Origin of the sequence: Tenacibaculum skagerrakense (genome assembly GCF_004345825.1) — a bacterium.
Lineage (GTDB): Bacteria > Bacteroidota > Bacteroidia > Flavobacteriales > Flavobacteriaceae > Polaribacter > Polaribacter skagerrakensis.
This window is the reverse complement of the sequence record NZ_SLXM01000012.1, coordinates 38,664-56,406: the sequence shown is the minus strand read 5'-3', so window position 1 is coordinate 56,406 and position 17,743 is coordinate 38,664. Positions and strand designations below refer to the sequence as shown.

Sequence of the window (17,743 nt, the reverse complement as noted above, 5' to 3'; positions counted from 1 at the left end):
TAAGAAATCAGAATATATTTTAGGGTTTAGACGTATTAAATTAGATTTTATTATTGGTAAGTCTAAGTTCAAATACTCTTTCGAAAGACTTTTACCTTCATATGTTCCCTTCTTGATATTATCATTAAATTCTGGGTAATATAATTCGGCTTGAGCAAAACTTAAGGAGATTATAAAGGACAGCTTTAGAATAAGAATTTTTCTTTTCATAATTATTGACAACGTATTTGTGTATGATTTTTTGCGGGAAAAGGACGCAAGTTCTTTTCCGTTGTTGCGGAAAGATAATTAATAAGATTGAATTTCCGGCGAGGTCCCGAAACTTCGGGACAGCCGCAATTAATTATACACGGTGTTGTACTTTCGTTATTTTAAAATAAAATAAAATTTTTAAAATACTTACAATGATTAAAAAAAGTGCTAGAGATATTTATAATTATCTTTACGCCAAGCCAAAGTAGATACAAATTAAAGCTATAGTGTTAAAAAAACCGTGTACGGCAATAACAAACCACAAATCGTATTTGCGTAAGTAGAATATCAGAGCTATAAGTGCTCCGGTAATCCAAGTAACAAGTTGTCCTGTAATGCCTTGTTGACTGTGCATAAAGCCGAAAAATCCAGTAACTAGGACAATATTAAACACTATGCTAATTTTGCTTTCTCCAAAGAATTTGACAAATTGTCGCATAAAAAAACCTCTAAAAATAATTTCTTCTCCAAATCCTGCTGTAGCCCATACTAATAATAACCAGACGATGGTGAGTTGAAGGTTCCCTTTCAATTGGCTCATACTCGAATAATCAATAGGAATTCCTGTTAACATCTCGATTCCAGGAACTATTGCAATGACATAAAAAACAAAGAGTACTATAGCTACCAATGGGGCAAAAATAAGAAGATTTTTTGCGTTGAATTTTGCACGTTGAAAACCAAGTGCTGAAAATGGTTTTCCTTTGTATTCTATATAATTAGCTATAATGATGATTATAGAGATAATTATATTTTCAAAAGGTGTTCTGTTGATTGGTCCAAAGTATATGAAATAAATAATCGCCATTGTGATTAATGGAATTAATGTTTGTTGTAAGGTAATTTTATTCATCATTTTTAATTTTAAATTCTAAGCGAAATAATGAACAAAATCTCTGATAATCCCTTTAAATACTTTTGTTTTTACTGAATGGTAGTAAATTTATAACTGAATAGTTGCTAGTTTTTGTTATGTTTTATTGAAACCAATTCATAAATGCTTTTCGTTTGTAACGACTGATATTGATTTCAGCAATCGCATCGTTTTCAATGGAAGCTTTTAATCGAATACGCAACTTGCTATTTTCGATTTTTTCAATTTGGGCTATAGCATCTTTGTGAATAATAATTTGCCTATTGGCTCTAAAAAACAATTGATCGTTTATTTTTTCTTCGAGCTCATTCAATGTAAAATCGGTGCTGATTGTTGTGCCATTATTTTGAACCGTATATACAATTTTGTTTTCGCTGTAAAAGCACGCAATATTTTCATAGGTAAGCTTCGTCATTTTCGCGCCGCTTTCAATAGTAATTTCAGCATCTTTTATGGATAACTTATATAAATTGTATATGTCTTGTGCATACCATAAACCTATGAAAATAAAACTCACCAATAAGGAGATTAGCAAACCGATTAATAAATAATAGAACTCTGTCTGTCCATCTGCAACTTTATTGAAAATAATATTTACAGGAATATACATGATTGTAATATATCCTAGAGTAGAAGCCATAAACCATACGATGGTTATAATTTCTATCTTTTTAGAGAAATATTTTTTCTTGTAAAATTTAAAATTAAGATAAGCTATGATTCCAATGAGAATAAATAAAACAATAGACGACAGAAAACCTTCTATAGGGAATCTATACGATTCACTATCTGGAAAACTATCGCGCGTTGCTAAATGATTTACCACTAAAGAGAAAACCATCAATATAATTGCTTTCTGAATCCAACTCCATGCAGAACTACTGATAAATTTATGCCATGCTGTTTTTACTTTATTTTTGGTTTGTTGTGTAGTAATCATGAATTAGAAACTCTTTTCTTGTAAGATTCAAAAGTAAATAATAATTTCTCCAAGAATATGTTTAAAATATTTTTAAATTTTACCCGAGTGAGTGTATTTTGTATAATTTTTCTAAAGAACTTCATTATTGGTTAGCAGTTTGTCATAATGAAGCACAACGTATTTGTGTATGATTTTTTGCGTGAAAGGACGCGAGTCGTTTTCCAATGTTGCGGAAAGATAATTAATAAGATTGAATTTCCGCTGAGGTCCCGAAGCTTCGGGACAGCAGCAATTAATTACACGCTTTGTTGTGCACAGTTATTTGTTTTTCTTTCAGTTTAATCAAATCTTTCATTTTGAAGTATCTGTTTTCAGTGTAATTTTCCTCACAATACTTTAAATATTTCTTTCCAATTCTTTTCTTTACTTTATTTTCTAACGCAGTTTTTGCAATAAAGTAATTAAAAGAAAGTTTATGTTCGGGTAATCTTTTTTTGCACTTTTCTAAAAATTTAATTGCTCCATTTGGGTTATTTAGATGTAAATAGGCGTCAATAGCTTTTGTAAAATTAAAATAAAATACACGAGGCGAAATATCTTTGAATTCATCTACAGTCTTATTCCAAAACTCAATTGTTTTAGGATATTCCTCCATATAAAAGTATTGATTGGCTCTATCTAAAGTGTTAGAAAAAAACACACCTTTTTTTGAAGTATAGTCTATTAAGTATTCATACATTTCTATGTCCTTGTCATCAATGATTTTTCCAAAAAAGAAATCAATGTCATTCTCATTTAGATTTGGGCTAAAACCATAATTTATATAAATATCATTCTGATAATTTTCTACATAATCTTTAAAATTTTGATAATTCAAGCAGTTTCGATAATCTTGAAAAACAAACAATAATCCATCTAACAGTGATTTTGAAGGTACATTTTGGTGGTCGGCATTATAGGTTTTTTTTTATAAACTTAATTCTTTCATTTTTACTTTTTAGAAACAACTTTTCAATTGATTTTCCTGCATCAATTCTATCTTGTGTGTCATATTCTGCATTAGCAATAAAATAATAAAGCTTCTCACCTTTATAGTCTTTAAAATAAGTTGAAATGTTATTACTAACATCATTGTAAAGATTCTCACTAATGTTTATAAATCCTCTAAAAGGATTATCTTTTTCCATCATTAATAAGTGATTGTATTCGGCTCCGTCTGAATGTCCAATTATTGTATTAAAACCTGATGTTGCATATTCGCTATTAATTAACGGAATAACTTCATTAAAGATGAAATTTTTGAATCTAATTCCATTTTTGCTCCAAAAAATATCAAGTTCATTTCCTCTATCTTTTTGAGGGATACCTACCAATATAGTTTTTGGTATAGAATTGAATTTTATAAGTTGTGTTAAATAACTTGATGCAATCTCAAAATTATAATTAGCATCTGTAATATAGACAACTGGATATTTATTTTCTTTAGAATAATCTGTTGGTAATAAAACTTTAATTTCTCTTTTCTCATTTAAAACTTTTGAGACAATGTTTTTTATATCTCCCGAATTTTGAGTTTGACTATTAATTATTTGAAAAAATAAAATTGTAATTATTAGATGTTTAAAACTCATTTTCTTGTTTTATTAAATTGTGCACAACGTATTTGTGTATGATTTTTTGCGGGAAAAGGACGCGAGTTCTTTTCCGATGTTGCGGAAAGATAATTAATAAGATTGAATTTCCGGTGAGGTCCCGAAGCTTCGGGACAGCCGCAATTAATTATACACCGTGTTGTGCTACGTTTTACCAAAACAAAGGTCTTTTACAATAATAACATTTATCGATTCCAGATGTATTTATTTTACTTGATAAATTTTCGTAAGAAAGAGTTTCTATTGTTTTTTTAAATTCAGAAAGAGTCTTTTTATTTAATGTTTGAAGAGTTATTGTCAGGTAATTATTTTTGTAAGCGATGTAATTATTACTGAAATACTTTTCTCCAATTCTAAAGTCGTGTCTAAAGATATAATTATCACCAATTTTTTTTGATAATTTCTTTAAGGAATTTGAGTTAAGAATTTCATGTTTCAGAATTTCACACTCTTCTTGGAAAAATTTATTTAAACTTTCAAAAGATTGTCTTCCTGTTATAAGTCCATAATTACAGATTTTAAACTCTAAAGAGCTTTTATTCTCTAAATCAGTAAAGGATTGAACATTACTACAGGAGTCTAGTGTTTTTTGAGTTAGTGATGACGGAATCTTAATCCTCATGTTATGAAATTCTATAACTCGTGTTTCGTTAGATTTGTCATTACAGGAAAGTAATGTGAAAATAAATAAGATAAATGATAATTTTCTCATTAATCGTTTTAATGTTGCACAACGTATTTGTATAACTGTTGTTACGGGATTAAAGTTACGTATTTTGTTTAAAAACTAGTGTTAGTAATTACTGAGTGGATTCGGACGTAGTCGAATCCGCCGTTATTGCGGTAAGTGATATTTACGTTTTCCATGATTTTTGGAAAGGATACATAAAAAGTGTATTTTTTCCTTTATAATTAGGGGTTTTAAAAGGTTTTTATTTTCTGTTTTGTTTTTCATTTCCTGTTTTTTTGGAAAACAAATATACTTTTACTTTCCCTTTTTCATTCCCTTTTTTTGTTTATATTTGAAAATGTAAAAAGAAAAAATATGTATTTTTATTTAAAAAAGCCCAACGAAGAAAAAGTAACGGGAATAGACTTGATTCATTATGTAAAGGATGAGCCAAGTAGTAACAAAAACTTCAAGTATAGTACAAAACAAAAAATACTTCCAAGTGAGTGGGATTTCGAGAATAGATATCCAAAATCAAAGAGAGGAACTTCAGGAAAGAAGAATAAACAAATCGCTTTAGAGTTAGATAAGTTCAAAAGGTTGTTAGAAAATACTATTACAGATTTTCAACGAAACGATAGACCGCTTACAAAGGCGGATTTGAGAATGATTTTCGATAGGAGATTCAAACATAATTATCAGAAAAAAGATTGTCCTATAGTTTTAAAAGATGCTATTCAATTTTATATCGATACCAAGACAAAGAATGATAAACCGTCTAAGGCTTGGCTTACTATTAATAATAATTTACGAAAGAAAGTAACCTTATATGATATCTACAGAGAAAGGACAACTTTGTTTGGAGATTTAAACCAAGATTGGTTGGAGGGGTATTGTGGTTTTCTTCGCAATTTTAACTCTTTAGTTGATAAGAAAAAAGCAAAGGAGTTAAATGCTCAAGTACAAAGCAATAATAATTATAATGACAATACGCTGTATGGTCATTTGAAAATATTGTTTGGGTTTTTAGACTGGGCAAAAGAAAATTATGAAATCAAGGTTAAGAAGTTGAAGAATACAATTAAAACTTATCCTACGGGAAGAGTGCATTTAACGGATGAAGAAGTAGAACTTTTAGAAAATGTAGAGTTGGAAGATACGTTTCAAGATACTGTAAGAGATTTATTTTTAATTGGTATTTATTCAGGACAGCGTTTTTCTGATTATTCGGTTTTTGAAAAGGAAGATGTTGTTAAAACTCCTGACGGTGATATGATAATTAAAAAGTCTCAAAAAACCGTTCGAGAAAGTTTTATACCAATAACGCCTGACTTAGATAGTTTATTAGAAAAATACAATTGGAAGCTTCCTTGTGTTCACAAGGACGATTTTAATATCGAGATTAAACAGATTTGTAAGAAAGCAGGTATAAACAGCTCTCAAAAGAAGATGCGCAAAAAAGGAAGTGAGAAAAAAGTTACTTACTACGAGAAGTGGGAGGGAATAAGTACCCATACCGCAAGAAGAACCTTTATAACCTTATCCGCAGAGCGAGGGATGCCCGACCATATCATAATGGCGGTAACAGGGATTAGTAAACCTGAAACTTTACAGAAATATAAAAAGACAAGCCAAGAGAGTGTAAGTCGTTATATGTTCAAAGCATGGTCTAAAAAGTCCGCTTAATGACTTTAAAGATTTGTAATATATCATCAAGCTGTAATTCAAAATCTACATATTCAGGGCTATCATTTCTACTACTGCAAATGATAGTCTTTTTTTCTTTATTAAACTGAGTAATATCTTTATGAAAAATATTTTTTTCTGTCAAAATCACCCAACCGCTATCACTCGGTCTAAAACCATCTTCCCAATGATGTTTTCCAAGTTCACGACCTAATAGAGAAGCTCCGCTCGGTGTATCATATAACATTCCGCCATTCATACTCATACTATAGGTTTTAAACCCAAGGTAATTTCCTTTTCCAAACTGGTCAACACAAAAAGTAGTCTCATCCCAATCATAGGTAAAAGAATCATCTTTTAGTGATCTGAGATAAGAGTTATATCTGTTAAAAGATAAATACCTTACGGTAACATCAAAACTACCATCTTTTTTTTCTGTGAACTTATTACCGTTGGTATTGATATATACATTATCGGGGATAGGTTCAGATTGGTTTTTCGTAAGTGTTCCTATTCCTGTTAACAGATAGGTGTAGTTAATATCCTTGAATATATCAGTTATCTGCTGTGCAATTTTTTGGGTAATGTTATTTTTTCCGTTTTTGATATTGTACAGGAAAGAATTTGTAGAGTATCCAAGTTCTTGGGATAATTTATTGGCACTCATTCCGATATGGTCTAAGAGTTCTTTAAAAATGACTGCACTCTCTTTTCTTTTGTTCATGGCTTCAATGGTTTTAACACATTTTATATAGGTTTTTATAATTCAAAAAACTATATTTGAAATGTATAAATGAGGTTAAATACTCATCAAAAATAGGTAAAATGTTTATTTTTTCCTAATTTTTATACAAAAAGGCACAAAAAAAGAAAAAGTAGTACCAATTAAAAATAGACAAGCTATGACAAAATCGGATTTTTTTAAAGCAAATATTGAGGCTTTGAACATTTTTAAAGAAAATGACACCATGTTAAGCGTTGAACAGTGTGGAGATTTTTTAAAAGCTCATCCAAATACCATTAAAAGCCGTATTGAAAAAGAACGGATAAAAGCAGTATTTCAAGGAGGCAAATATCATATTCCAAAGATTCAGTTTTTAGAAAAGTTAACAACAGATTTAGATATGAGTACTCCTGTTAAATTATTAGTCATTGATAATGTAAAGGCATTTACAGTTTTCAACGCAAATGCAACCATTTTTACTGTTGAAGGATGCGCAAATTATTTACAGGTACACGCAAGAACAATAAAGAACCGTATCAAAACAGATACGATTACTTCAATAACCAAATCGGGTAAATTTTATATTCCCAAACTTCAATTTTTAGAAAGTCTAACCTACAGCTTTGAACATGATATGTTAGAGGCTAGTTAAACATACCACGGGAATAAGTGCTACTTATTCAAACTAAAGTAACCCACGTGAAGGTCGTGGGTTACTAACTAAACTAATCATTGAATAATCCCCACTATTCTAATGATGCGCGAATGTAAGAATATTTAGAATCAAAATTCTTTTAAAAATATCTGAAAAATAAAAACCCCAGCCAACGAGAACTGACTAGGGAAAATTGCTATGAAAAAGAAACTACCCGTCGGTAGTCTTATGAAAGTACTAAGTTATGGAAAAAAAGCAAGAAAATATAGGGAAAAAGACGGTACTAACGGTAATAGGGCAGTATAATACAAAGGTTCGAGCGTACTTGGCTCAAAACAAACTAGATGCTATTACCCAGTACACTATTAAAATTTTTAAAGATACTGCACAACGCAAAAAGTATAGTGATGCGCAATACAATAAAGCTGTTGAAGAGTTTAATAGTACACATGGTTTATTGCTACTCAAACGAGGCGCAGAGCAAACGCAAGCAAACGCAACAAGCTATAATTATATCAATTTTCCATACCTAAATAGAGAGGGTATGAAAAGTGCTATGGATAAGTACCGCAGGTATGTATATGAATATAATACCGAAGTTCAGAAAGAGAATAAAGAAATCACTAGGTACAATAAAGCTGTTGAGCTACCTAAGTGTATTGAGCTCAGAGATCTTAAAAAGATTACCCAGGTATATGAGAATAAACAGGGGTTATTTGCAAGAGAGTACAACAAAGCGGTTGAGGCACTAAGTAAAGAGTTGCAAGTAAGCTATCTTCCTAAAAAACGTATTCAAAAGGTAAAATATACCAGTGAACTAGTCTTTAATGTGCTAGTAGGATTTTATATCTCACAGCTGAAATCGCGCAATACTTATTTACAAGCAGTCGGCAGACCAACCCGAGTGCTTAAAAATGACTTACCAAAATTAAAGATAGATAACCGCAAATTAGCAACTCATACCATTTTAGGAATACCTAGATTAGATTTTTGTAAGAAAACGGCTCAAAACCATATAAAAAGACTTCGTGAAGCTGGAGTGTTAATCAATTATCATTACACGAATCAATACAAGCCAATTTCAGTACATTTTAATACCACTATTGTACAAGTTTTAGAGGGAAAATCTCCAAAAAAACAAAATTCACAAAATCAATTAGTTACTAGAGAGTGCGAGAAAAAGTTACCTTATAATAGTGATAGTAGTATATATATAAAAAGAAAAGAAATAAAAGACTATGAAAATTTCATAGCCAGAGAAAAATGTGGTTTGGAATCCAAGGGGAGTGTGTGTCCTGCGGACGGCTACAAGAACACCACAGAAATAAGTACTGCAAAAAGGCAAACTAGGGCGCGCGAGCATCGAAGTATGATGCGCAAATTACTACCTGATTTTTTACAAACCACGCCCGAAAATTCAGGAACAAGCTCGGTACTAACACGAAATTTCTTATCAAAGCTAATGGATGATAGGGAACTAGCGCAAGAACTTACTACAGGCAAGTATAATAGCTATACAGGGCTTTCCTATCACTATTTGCGCAAAATAGAGCAGTACGGGAATGTAAGTACGGATGAGTTTAGGGCTGTTTTGATACAGGATGTTATTAAATCTTCTGCTAAGATATGGAAGCATCACAGCTCTGTTCATGTAGGAAGTTGGAAAAATGCTATCAATGAGTTAAACGAGGTGTTATTTAGTGGAATAACCCAAAAGGAAACACTTATAGAAAAGCTGAAAGAGTATCGTTTTAAACTGGAGTTTGCTCGTAAGTGGTTTTTAAAGCATAATCACAACGCATTATATCCGTCCTTGTATTTTGATGTGAATCGTAAAAGCTCTAGTGGAGTAGGCTTTTTTGGATTGCATTCTGTATGGGTTTCGCACCAAAAATATAAAAGCAAAAAATCGCAAGAGCAAAACGCAAGCAGGCGCAATGAAAGCGCAAGAGTACGCAAAGCTAGCGCAAAACGTAGGCTAGACAATGCAATCAGGGCATATAGAAAGGGAAAATACACAGCCAAACAGCTTTATGATTATGTACAAGACAACTTGCCTTATGAGTATGTAACAGAACTAACCAATACACTTGGAAATACAATGACCGCTTAAAAAACAATATGAAAAAGAGAACCAACAAAAAATGTATCTGCGGAAAAAACCGCTCCATTATTTGTGCTACTTGTAGCAGGATAAAAATGGTGATACTCCTTAAGAAAGGGAATACAGCCTATAAATACAAGAGCAGTACCAAAGGTTATTCAAACCCTGTATGGTATAGTCCTGTAAGTAAGAATAACAAACCTGTGCGGCTTGTAATAAATAGTATGTACAAACGCTTTGAGAAATCCATCTACAAAGGAATAACAAACAAAGTGATGTTTTATGATAATTATACCAAAGAGTTAATTATCAGTATGTAATTGTTAAATGAATTAAATAATTGGGAGGATGAGACAAGAAAATTTAGAGAAAAACTTAAAATGCTTTTTAACGGCAGAAGTAAAAGATGGACAGAGGGTGTTTAAGATTGTGGATGGAACACACTACTCGATGCGTAATGCTCATGTTTTTTATCAAGGGGTTACTGCTAATAAAGGGGAGACTATTAGTGCTTATATGGCTATGGGTAGGGCTATTGAAAAACTATATCGCAATTGGTATGCAAGGAATCAGAATGTTGTTGTAATGTACTACAGTAACAAGAAAAAGAACAAAAAATAGAATAGCCTATGAATACTTACGAAAAATGGCAGGAACTAGAGGAAGATAGAGCCTTTTGGGAGGCAAAAAGAGAAACGCAAGAAAGCGCAAAAAAACGCAAGAATAACGCAGTAAAACGCAAAATCATTAAAAAAGTGAGGTATGAAAATTAAACAAGAAGAGAACGGTAATATAGTAATAACAGGAGCTAACGGAGATATATTATACATCTTACCGAGTATGTATGTGCATCAACACAAGCGCAAGAAAAACGCAATTTTACTGAATAATTCTCCTTCCTATGGGAGTGAACTTTCGGGAATTTCGATTCTGGCAAATAATGTAAATAGTGTAGGAGATGTTCATTTTAACGGCGATGTTAAGCAGTTAAAAGAGTTACTAAGTACACAAATTGCGGTTAGTGGTATTGTGTCTAACAAACAAGAACCGCTAACAAAAGAGAATGATCCTAATTATGTAGCATACCTTCAAGCAAACACCTTTGAAAAGCTACTAGCCTTTGTAAAAGCTAATAAATCAAATATAGGAGGAGTAACTGTAAGAGACGGTAAAATAGTAGAAGAAGAATATTTATGTCAATTTGAGACTTTTATTATCAGGGTAACGCTTAATTATATCTACAGAGTAGATAAGCCGAATTTAGTTAATGAAGTTTTAATGTTTGGTAGTACAACCTATGTGTTAAAACCTGTCAAAGTATATCAGTATGATGTTAATGATGAGATTGTAGAATATCAGTATAGAGAAGTTTAAAAGTCAATTTAAAAGAAGAACTTATGAAAGGAATTTACACTAAGAAAAAGCTTTTTGAGAAGTACTATTATTTACCAGAAAGAGAAATAAGAGCAACTATTAATGAGATTATTGCAGAGACAAGGAGTTTGCCTTTAGAAATAGCTAAGTTTAAAAAAAATCTTCGCCCTAGTGAGGTGCGAAGATTTTTAGAGGTTTATGATTTGGATTAGAGATGATATGAATAAATTTTGTCATCTAACTTATCAACTGTCCTACTTTGTTAACCACTTTGTATTCCATTTCGTCAAATTCATTAAAGTGTGCTTTTCCGCATTTAATTTTCAGTCGTTCGTCACCAGTTAATTTAGTTAAATCAACTTCTGGTGTTCCTGTTTCTTTAGTTTCAGCAACAAAATAAATTTTCTTATCATCTTCAAATATTAAAGCCCAATCAGGATTGTAATTCCCTATTGGTGTTGGAATTTTAAACCAATTTGGGAGTTTAAAATAGAACTTAATTTGGTCACTTGATTCACAATCTTTTGCAAATTTACTTTCAACACCTGAATCTAAAGGTATAAATTCCTCATAAATAGTTTTGGATGTATCCGTGACTTTAAATGAAAAATCGTTTAAATAAACTTCTAACTCTTGAGCTTTAAAAAGAGTCATTTCGTAATCGGCTCCTCCAATTTTATGATACTTAATCCCGTCTATCATTAAATCATATAAAGTTCTTTTTATGGCTTGTGTGGTTAAGTCTAAAAACAATTGTGGGTTAATTAAAATATCTCCAATTCTGTCAGACTTGCTCAAAATTTCTTGAATGGTTGAACGAGTTAACTCTGTTTTACTTTGGATATAACCTAAAACGTCTGGAATTTTCCAAGAGTAATTGTCAAATGAATCTACCTTTTCTCCTTTATATTCTGCTTCAATACCTTCGTCAGACATATTAATAGATACCTTTGTCGAACGAATAGAAGGTGCTTTGATTTCGGGTAAATCTTTTACCGCTTTTGAAGCAAAAGTGATTAGCTCATCTGTTTTATAGTCCACTCGATAAGTCGTTTTCTTTTTCAGGTTTTCCCATATCTCCAAGAATTTTGGATCAGCTTCAAATCCTTTTCTGTATTTGATTGTAGTTCGCTCTCGTTTGTTTTTTATTCTACCTTTAAACTCTACACCACAATCGTCTTCGATTTCTTTTTGTAAAGTTTTTGCAAAGTCATCATACGATTCATTGGCGATAACTGTTAATCGGTTGATGTTTTGGTCATAAGTTCTTTCCAACTTTCCGTCATCTGTTTTCCTCACCGCTAATCGTAAACCTCTTCCAATTTCTTGACGTTTTTTTATGTCGGATTTAGTTTCATTTAAAGTACAAATCTGAAATACATTCGGATTATCCCAACCTTCTCGAAGTGCTGAATGCGAGAATATAAAACGAAGCGAGTTATCAATATCCAACAACTTTTCTTTGTCTTTCATTATCAGACTGTAAGTGTCGTCATCTGCTTTTGTTTCGCCTGAAGTGTCTTTGAATTTTCCTTTTTTGTCTTGTGAGAAATAGCCATTGTGAACTTCATTGACAGGAAACCTGTTTAATTCCTTAAATGCAGGTTTTGAAATGTATTCCTGGTAGATTTCTTCAAACCATTCTGCAAATTTTCCTTTGTGCGGATTTCCTGCTGAATCGTAATGTCTGTAGTTGGCAACCTTGTCGATGAAGAACAGCGAAAGCACTTTTATTCCTAATTTGTTTAGGCGTTTCTCTTTCTTTAAATGTTCTTCAACCGTTTTGCGAATTTGAAATTCCATCACTTCATCATTCAATCCACCTTGACTGTCTCCTTTGTACAAAAGATTTCCGTTTGAAATAGAAATACAATTGTTTGTTGCGTCTATCTCTTCAATGATATAGCCATCTGAGTAAATTTCTCGTTCGTTGGATAGTTTGTATAAATCGTCTCCAACTTTCACGGAAACAGATTTCTTTTTTACGCCTCCTTTGTCGTTTACATTGATTGAAACTTTTGCTGTAACCTTTGTTTTAGTCGCTTTGATAGAATCTACCTGTACAAAAGCATCATTATATGCGTTTTCTTCAACTATTGAATCTACTTCAATCTGTTTAACCAAACCTAAATCGTAGGCTTTTACAGGATTTAAGCTGTAAGTAAGGTTGTATTGATTTCTGTGTGTTGCCGAATAGCGAAGTGTACAAAGTCCATTTAGGTTTTCAATAGCCGAAATACGTTTTTCGGTTTCCATATTTTGTGGCTCGTCAACAATAACTATTGGATTTACAGACTGAATAAATTCAATGGGTTTTCTTCCGTTGGCTCTGTAATGTGGTTGGTTGATAATATTTTGGTCTTTGGCAAACGAATCAATGTTAATTACCAAAACTTCAATGTTGTTATTGGTTGCAAAACCTCTTAAAGTTGAAACTTTTGAGCTATCATACACCTGAAAATTAAGTGGAATATTGTCGTACAGGTTTTGGAAATGCTCGTGAGTTATTTCCAAGTTTTTTAAAACACCTTCTCGAATTGCCACAGACGGAACAACAATCACAAACTTTTTAAAGCCATAGGCTTTATTGAGTTCATAAATGCTTCGCAAGTACACATAGGTCTTTCCCGTTCCTGTTTCCATTTCAATAGAAAAGTGCATTCCGTCTAAATTCTTACTTTGCTCAATATCGTTTTGCTCTTGAACCGATTGCAAGTTTTTTAAGATTTGCTCTTCTGACAAGATTAGGTTGTTACTTACGCCATTTATTAGGTCTAAAGTACCTTCTTCCTTTAGGTTAAATTCCATTATGGAATCCTCTAAAGGTTGCCCTTCAAACAAGTCTGTTATGGACTTTATGGCGTCTTGCTGATATTGTAGGTTGGAATCGAATGTTAACTTCATATTCTATTCTTTGTATTTCCAAATTTCATCTGATTCATTTCCATCTTTTTTATTTAATTCAATTTTTTTTGAATAACTACAGATGTAATTTACCCTATCCTCTGGAAGATTATTATGGCTGGCTATAACTCTAGTTGAACGCCATTCTTTTGAATGGTTCGGTTTGGTATTCTTTTTTAGCCAATTTTCAACTCTTTTTGTGTCACAATATTTTAAAATCCATTTTCTGCAAAGGTCAGCTATCCAAATTACTAATCCAGCGATTGCACCACCTACAGCGCCAATAATTATGCCATCAGAAATTGTTTCTTCGCACATTTTAAATTGTTTTAAATTCTACACCTGCATCTTTCATTTGTAAAGAAGCATTAGTTTTTAGTTGGTCATTACCTTGAAATAACTTGTCTAATGCTATTACTTTTTGTGGCTTACTTGCAATAACTGAATCAATGATTTCTTGATTGGCTTTTTCCAAAATCAATACGAGTTCCGTTTCATTAATGGCATAAAAACCCTCTTTTGATTCAATAGTGCTGTTTAAGTCTTTGCCACTTTTGAGCAAGAGTTCATACACCATATTTTCGGTGGTGGCATTTTTTGCAACTGGGTCAACAAACAGTTTCATTTGCTCCTCTAAAGCCTGTTTGTCTTTGCCTGTAATTTGTTGCCATTGCTTAAAGTTACTGTCTGAAAGTTTTAGGACTTTAAATCCTAAATCTCCCTTAAATTCAGGATTTTCCTCTTGTATTTTTTTTCCAGCTCTTCTTATTCTTTCTTTCGCTATATCAGCTATAGTTTTATAACCTGCTTTATAGGCTTCGGAATCTTCATAACATTTTTCGGCTAACTGAACAGAGATACATTTTCTGTTTCCATCATCCTCAGTATTTATTTGCATAACTGCATCTGCGGTGGTTCCTGAACCTGAAAAGAAATCAAGGACTAGGAAGTCCTTTTCGTTGTGAAAAAGTTGCATTACTCGCTTAACGAGTTGAGACGGTTTTGGTGTATCGAAAATCGTCAGTTCCTCGAATAATTGCTTAATTTCTGCATTTGCCATTCTTGTAGTTCCATACAATTCTCCTTGCCACAAGTTTTCAGGCACTCTTCCTTCTTGATTTGCCAAGTATATTTTTCGAATTATCTTGGTTTCATCCGAATTGAAAACTATTTCACCTGATTCAATTTTCTCATTTATTGTTTCTTCTTTCCATCTCCAACCTTTTTCTGGTGGCGGAATTACATTTCCATTTGGTGTTTTAATATCGAAGCATAAAGTCTTTCTGAAATTTGGGCTTCTTACATCTCCACTTCGCCAATCACCATTTGGGTCATTATCAGGATTAGAGTAGTTTTTATTATCTTCTCCCGTTCTTGGAAACCTGAAATTTGGTGTGTCATCTGATTTTATATAAACCAATTGATAATTAAACTGCCTTGAAAAGAATCGTTCATCATTTTTGCTTTGCTCTGTGTGTTTCCAAACAACATTTCCGACAAAATTCTCCTCTCCGAAAATTTCATTCATCAAAAGCCTAAGGTTATGCACTTCATTATCGTCAATGGATATAAAAATGACTCCATCTTGTTTAAGTAAGTTTTTTGCTAAGTAAAGTCGAGGCATCATCATATTGAGCCAATTGCTATGGTATTGTCCATTTTCTTTACTATTCTTTTTGAACATACCATCTTTAGTCATGTAGCCCTCTTCGTCCTTATCGCCAACACGTTTTTCGTATTCTTCTTTGGTTTCAGAGAATTTGTCTGGATAAATAAACGAGTCGTTTCCTGTATTGTATGGTGGGTCTATGTAAATCATTTTCACCTTACCGAAGTAGCTTTTTTGAAGCACTTTCAGCACTTCCAAGTTTTCTCCCTCAATAAAAATATGTTCCGTATCGTCAAAATTTACGCTTTCGTCTTTAGCAGGCACGAGTGTTTTTGTCGTAGGTGCTTGTAATACTTTAAAGGCTTCACTTTTTCCTGCCCAGTTTAAAACATAACGTTCGTTAGAGAAATTAATATCTTCTCCAAGTGTAGCTTTAAGTTTTTCCCAATCTACTTTACCTTCGGTAAATACCTCTGGTAATACTTGTTTAAGAGTGTTTAATTTTTCTTGTTCAGGAGTAAGACTTGTTCCGTCCATAAGGTTAAAATGTTTAGGTCTTATTTTCTATAGCTTAATTAAGCTACTAAAGTAAAATAATTATTTCTATTCAATACAGAGGTGCTGTAAAAAGAAGATGTTTTATTACTCCTAAGTTTCAAATCCTCACAAAAACTAACGAACCTTTACTAAACTTCACTAAACCTTTCCAATCCTAAAAGCACTCTTTATCATCACCTTACTTTAGCAGTAAGAAAAAGAAAATGGTGAATAGTAAAGCAATCAATACCATATTATACCGTCCACTAAAAAAGGGAAGGAAATACGATGATTTAATTCCGTTTAGTGATTGTAGCAGTACTAAAATTGCGAGTGGCAATACCAAGGTTGCTATTGATAGTATGGCAATGTGGTCAAAGAGATATAAGCACCACACGGCGTTACTTTCCAAAAAAGAGTTTGCGAGCCTACCTCTTGATAAATTATGTAAGAAGTTACACGGCTTTTTGTACGAGCATCTACAATATAAAATAGATGAGTACGACCAGTTATTACGAAGTCCTGCCTGTGCTTGGACAACACGAGCAGAGGGCTTGGATTGTAAGAGCTATAGCATTTTCGCTAGCTGTGTTTTACAGAATTGCGGTGTTTCACATTACCTGCGCAGGGTGGTCACCAACGAGGGGGAGGGATTTAGTCATGTGTACGTTATTGTTCCTAAAAATCAACACACATACGATTTAGAAAAGGGATATTATACTATTGACGGCACATTAAAAACATTTAAGGAGCAACACATATACAAGTCTGATGATGTTTTTATTGCTGCAAACACTACTGGATTATCGGGAGGTGTTGGCTCGTCTATTACCGAGGGAGTAGGCAAACTTGTAAGCTATGCAGTTGATGAGTTTATAGCTGAGATGAACTCATGTAGTGGTTCGGTGTATGATGCTTCTGTAGTGGAGCTTAAAATTCGTCGTGACCTAAGAGACAAATTACAGGTTAAGATAGATGATTTAGGCGATGCTATTCTTTACAGCAACAGGGCTAGAATCCAGCACTTGTTCAACGAGATTTTTAAGGAAGTTGATTTAGGAATTGCCCATTTGCGCAATGAGACGGCTTATAGTTCTTTTGAGCATTGCGACGCAGAGACTTTAGCAAATGCCTTAGCCTTTGCCGAGAAGTTAAAAATCTTTATTGATAATTTTTACAAGGAGTTTAAAAAGGTAAATACAAGATATACTATAGAGGAGTTTACCAAGAGAGCCAATGTAAATAGTCGCACCTTGTATTTTGTTGTTCCTAATGATACCAACCCTATTGTAGCAGACTACCGTTTTATTGTTTTAAGAGAAGAAGAAAACACCAAAAAGGTAGCCCCAATATTTCCATTTGAAGCAAACATACATACTTGGCTTCAAGGAAATCTAACACGCTTAGCACAGCTATATACAGACGGCAGGGAAAAGGCGTATGAAAAAGAAATTACCCCAATTATTAACAAGATTATTGACCTTAGAGAAAAGGCAACTTTAGGAGGGGAAATGCTCTATTATTTTGAACAACCACTACAACGAGAATTGTATCGTATTTGGCTTGCATACGATACGGATTATGTAGAGCAACTCAAAGAAAAGGCACAAGGAGAACTCACAGCCAATGAGCTTGCATTAAGGGATTATGAGGCTCGATTTGCCCAGACCATTGCAGAGGATAAAAGCGCAAAAAAGCGCAAGGCTTTAAAGATGCAATTGGGTATTGGAGGTTTGGTATCGGCTTTATTGTATGTGTATTTTAAAAAAAGGTAACAGTT

At 32.7% G+C, this 17,743-nt stretch carries 17 protein-coding genes; 8 read left to right on the top strand and 9 right to left on the bottom strand.

The annotated features are described in order from the left end of the window. Positions 1-442: 442 nt before the first annotated feature. The 5 genes from EV195_RS15680 to EV195_RS15660 form a co-directional block, all read right to left on the bottom strand. Positions 443-1,105 carry a CPBP family intramembrane glutamic endopeptidase gene (locus EV195_RS15680; protein WP_132795923.1) on the bottom strand — a complete coding sequence of 221 codons (663 nt, stop codon included), beginning with the start codon at positions 1,103-1,105 and terminating at the stop codon, positions 443-445. Between the two features lie 124 nt (positions 1,106-1,229). Next, positions 1,230-2,066 carry a LytR/AlgR family response regulator transcription factor gene (locus EV195_RS15675; protein ID WP_132795922.1) on the bottom strand — a complete coding sequence of 279 codons (837 nt, stop codon included), beginning with the start codon at positions 2,064-2,066 and terminating at the stop codon, positions 1,230-1,232. 274 nt (positions 2,067-2,340) lie between these two features. After that, positions 2,341-2,925 (bottom strand): hypothetical protein, encoded by a 585-nt coding sequence (locus EV195_RS15670; protein ID WP_132795921.1) that lies wholly within the window; start codon positions 2,923-2,925, stop codon positions 2,341-2,343. Positions 2,926-3,001: 76 nt separating this feature from the next. Continuing rightward, the gene (locus tag EV195_RS15665; RefSeq protein WP_132795920.1) at positions 3,002-3,679 is read right to left on the bottom strand and encodes an alpha/beta hydrolase-fold protein; all 678 of its coding nucleotides are present in this window, start codon (positions 3,677-3,679) and stop codon (positions 3,002-3,004) included. A gap of 172 nt (positions 3,680-3,851) precedes the next feature. Continuing rightward, on the bottom strand, positions 3,852-4,412 hold the full coding sequence (locus tag EV195_RS15660; protein WP_132795919.1) for a hypothetical protein: 561 nt from the start codon (positions 4,410-4,412) through the stop codon (positions 3,852-3,854). A 333-nt stretch (positions 4,413-4,745) separates the two neighbouring features. Between EV195_RS15660 and EV195_RS15655 the strand changes: the two genes are divergently transcribed. Further along, a complete protein-coding gene (locus EV195_RS15655) occupies positions 4,746-6,056 on the top strand; it encodes a tyrosine-type recombinase/integrase (protein WP_132795918.1) in 1,311 nt (436 codons plus the stop codon). Here the strand turns inward: EV195_RS15655 and EV195_RS15650 are convergent. After that, positions 6,040-6,723, bottom strand: a complete 684-nt coding sequence (locus EV195_RS15650) for a hypothetical protein (RefSeq protein WP_132795917.1) — start codon at positions 6,721-6,723, stop codon at positions 6,040-6,042. The genes EV195_RS15655 and EV195_RS15650 overlap by 17 nt on opposite strands. Before the next feature lie 235 nt (positions 6,724-6,958). Here EV195_RS15650 and EV195_RS15645 point away from each other — a divergent pair, with 235 nt between their 5' ends. The 6 genes from EV195_RS15645 (at position 6,959) to EV195_RS15620 (ending at position 11,125) form a co-directional block, all read left to right on the top strand. Beyond that, positions 6,959-7,432 (top strand): MerR family transcriptional regulator, encoded by a 474-nt coding sequence (locus EV195_RS15645; RefSeq protein ID WP_132795916.1) that lies wholly within the window; start codon positions 6,959-6,961, stop codon positions 7,430-7,432. 328 nt (positions 7,433-7,760) lie between these two features. Continuing rightward, a complete protein-coding gene (locus EV195_RS15640; RefSeq protein ID WP_165915754.1) occupies positions 7,761-9,548 on the top strand; it encodes a hypothetical protein in 1,788 nt (595 codons plus the stop codon). 339 nt (positions 9,549-9,887) lie between these two features. After that, entirely contained in the window at positions 9,888-10,160 is a 273-nt protein-coding gene (locus EV195_RS15630; RefSeq protein WP_132795913.1) for a hypothetical protein, read from the top strand. An 8-nt stretch (positions 10,161-10,168) separates the two neighbouring features. Beyond that, the gene (locus EV195_RS16770; protein WP_165915753.1) at positions 10,169-10,312 is read left to right on the top strand and encodes a hypothetical protein; all 144 of its coding nucleotides are present in this window, start codon (positions 10,169-10,171) and stop codon (positions 10,310-10,312) included. Further along, positions 10,302-10,913, top strand: coding sequence for a hypothetical protein (locus EV195_RS15625; RefSeq protein ID WP_132795912.1), 612 nt, complete (start codon positions 10,302-10,304; stop codon positions 10,911-10,913). Before EV195_RS16770 ends, EV195_RS15625 begins: the two co-directional genes overlap by 11 nt. A gap of 23 nt (positions 10,914-10,936) precedes the next feature. Continuing rightward, a complete protein-coding gene (locus tag EV195_RS15620) occupies positions 10,937-11,125 on the top strand; it encodes a hypothetical protein (protein WP_132795911.1) in 189 nt (62 codons plus the stop codon). A gap of 25 nt (positions 11,126-11,150) precedes the next feature. Here EV195_RS15620 and EV195_RS15615 read toward each other — a convergent pair whose 3' ends face one another. From EV195_RS15615 to EV195_RS15605, 3 genes are read right to left on the bottom strand one after another with little or no spacing between them, the layout of a single operon-like run. Then, the gene (locus EV195_RS15615; RefSeq protein WP_132795910.1) at positions 11,151-13,817 is read right to left on the bottom strand and encodes a restriction endonuclease; all 2,667 of its coding nucleotides are present in this window, start codon (positions 13,815-13,817) and stop codon (positions 11,151-11,153) included. Positions 13,818-13,820: 3 nt separating this feature from the next. Continuing rightward, positions 13,821-14,135, bottom strand: coding sequence for a hypothetical protein (locus EV195_RS15610; RefSeq protein ID WP_132795909.1), 315 nt, complete (start codon positions 14,133-14,135; stop codon positions 13,821-13,823). 1 nt (position 14,136) lies between these two features. Further along, positions 14,137-15,963, bottom strand: coding sequence for a site-specific DNA-methyltransferase (locus EV195_RS15605; RefSeq protein ID WP_132795908.1), 1,827 nt, complete (start codon positions 15,961-15,963; stop codon positions 14,137-14,139). 629 nt (positions 15,964-16,592) lie between these two features. Between EV195_RS15605 and EV195_RS15600 the strand changes: the two genes are divergently transcribed. Next, positions 16,593-17,738, top strand: a complete 1,146-nt coding sequence (locus tag EV195_RS15600; RefSeq protein ID WP_132795907.1) for a hypothetical protein — start codon at positions 16,593-16,595, stop codon at positions 17,736-17,738. Positions 17,739-17,743 lie beyond the last annotated feature (5 nt).

Excerpts from the sequence above, each read along its gene's own strand:
- EV195_RS15615 (WP_132795910.1), bottom strand. The coding sequence starts at position 13,817 with ATGAAGTTAACATTCGATTCCAACCTACAATATCAGCAAGACGCCATA.
- EV195_RS15660 (WP_132795919.1), bottom strand. The coding sequence starts at position 4,412 with ATGAGAAAATTATCATTTATCTTATTTATTTTCACATTACTTTCCTGT.
- EV195_RS15645 (WP_132795916.1), top strand. The coding sequence starts at position 6,959 with ATGACAAAATCGGATTTTTTTAAAGCAAATATTGAGGCTTTGAACATT.
- EV195_RS15630 (WP_132795913.1), top strand. The coding sequence starts at position 9,888 with ATGAGACAAGAAAATTTAGAGAAAAACTTAAAATGCTTTTTAACGGCA.
- EV195_RS15605 (WP_132795908.1), bottom strand. The coding sequence starts at position 15,963 with ATGGACGGAACAAGTCTTACTCCTGAACAAGAAAAATTAAACACTCTT.
- EV195_RS15675 (WP_132795922.1), bottom strand. The coding sequence starts at position 2,066 with ATGATTACTACACAACAAACCAAAAATAAAGTAAAAACAGCATGGCAT.
- EV195_RS15680 (WP_132795923.1), bottom strand. The coding sequence starts at position 1,105 with ATGAATAAAATTACCTTACAACAAACATTAATTCCATTAATCACAATG.
- EV195_RS16770 (WP_165915753.1), top strand. The coding sequence starts at position 10,169 with ATGAATACTTACGAAAAATGGCAGGAACTAGAGGAAGATAGAGCCTTT.
- EV195_RS15620 (WP_132795911.1), top strand. The coding sequence starts at position 10,937 with ATGAAAGGAATTTACACTAAGAAAAAGCTTTTTGAGAAGTACTATTAT.
- EV195_RS15655 (WP_132795918.1), top strand. The coding sequence starts at position 4,746 with ATGTATTTTTATTTAAAAAAGCCCAACGAAGAAAAAGTAACGGGAATA.
- EV195_RS15650 (WP_132795917.1), bottom strand. The coding sequence starts at position 6,723 with ATGAGTGCCAATAAATTATCCCAAGAACTTGGATACTCTACAAATTCT.
- EV195_RS15625 (WP_132795912.1), top strand. The coding sequence starts at position 10,302 with ATGAAAATTAAACAAGAAGAGAACGGTAATATAGTAATAACAGGAGCT.
- EV195_RS15610 (WP_132795909.1), bottom strand. The coding sequence starts at position 14,135 with ATGTGCGAAGAAACAATTTCTGATGGCATAATTATTGGCGCTGTAGGT.
- EV195_RS15665 (WP_132795920.1), bottom strand. The coding sequence starts at position 3,679 with ATGAGTTTTAAACATCTAATAATTACAATTTTATTTTTTCAAATAATT.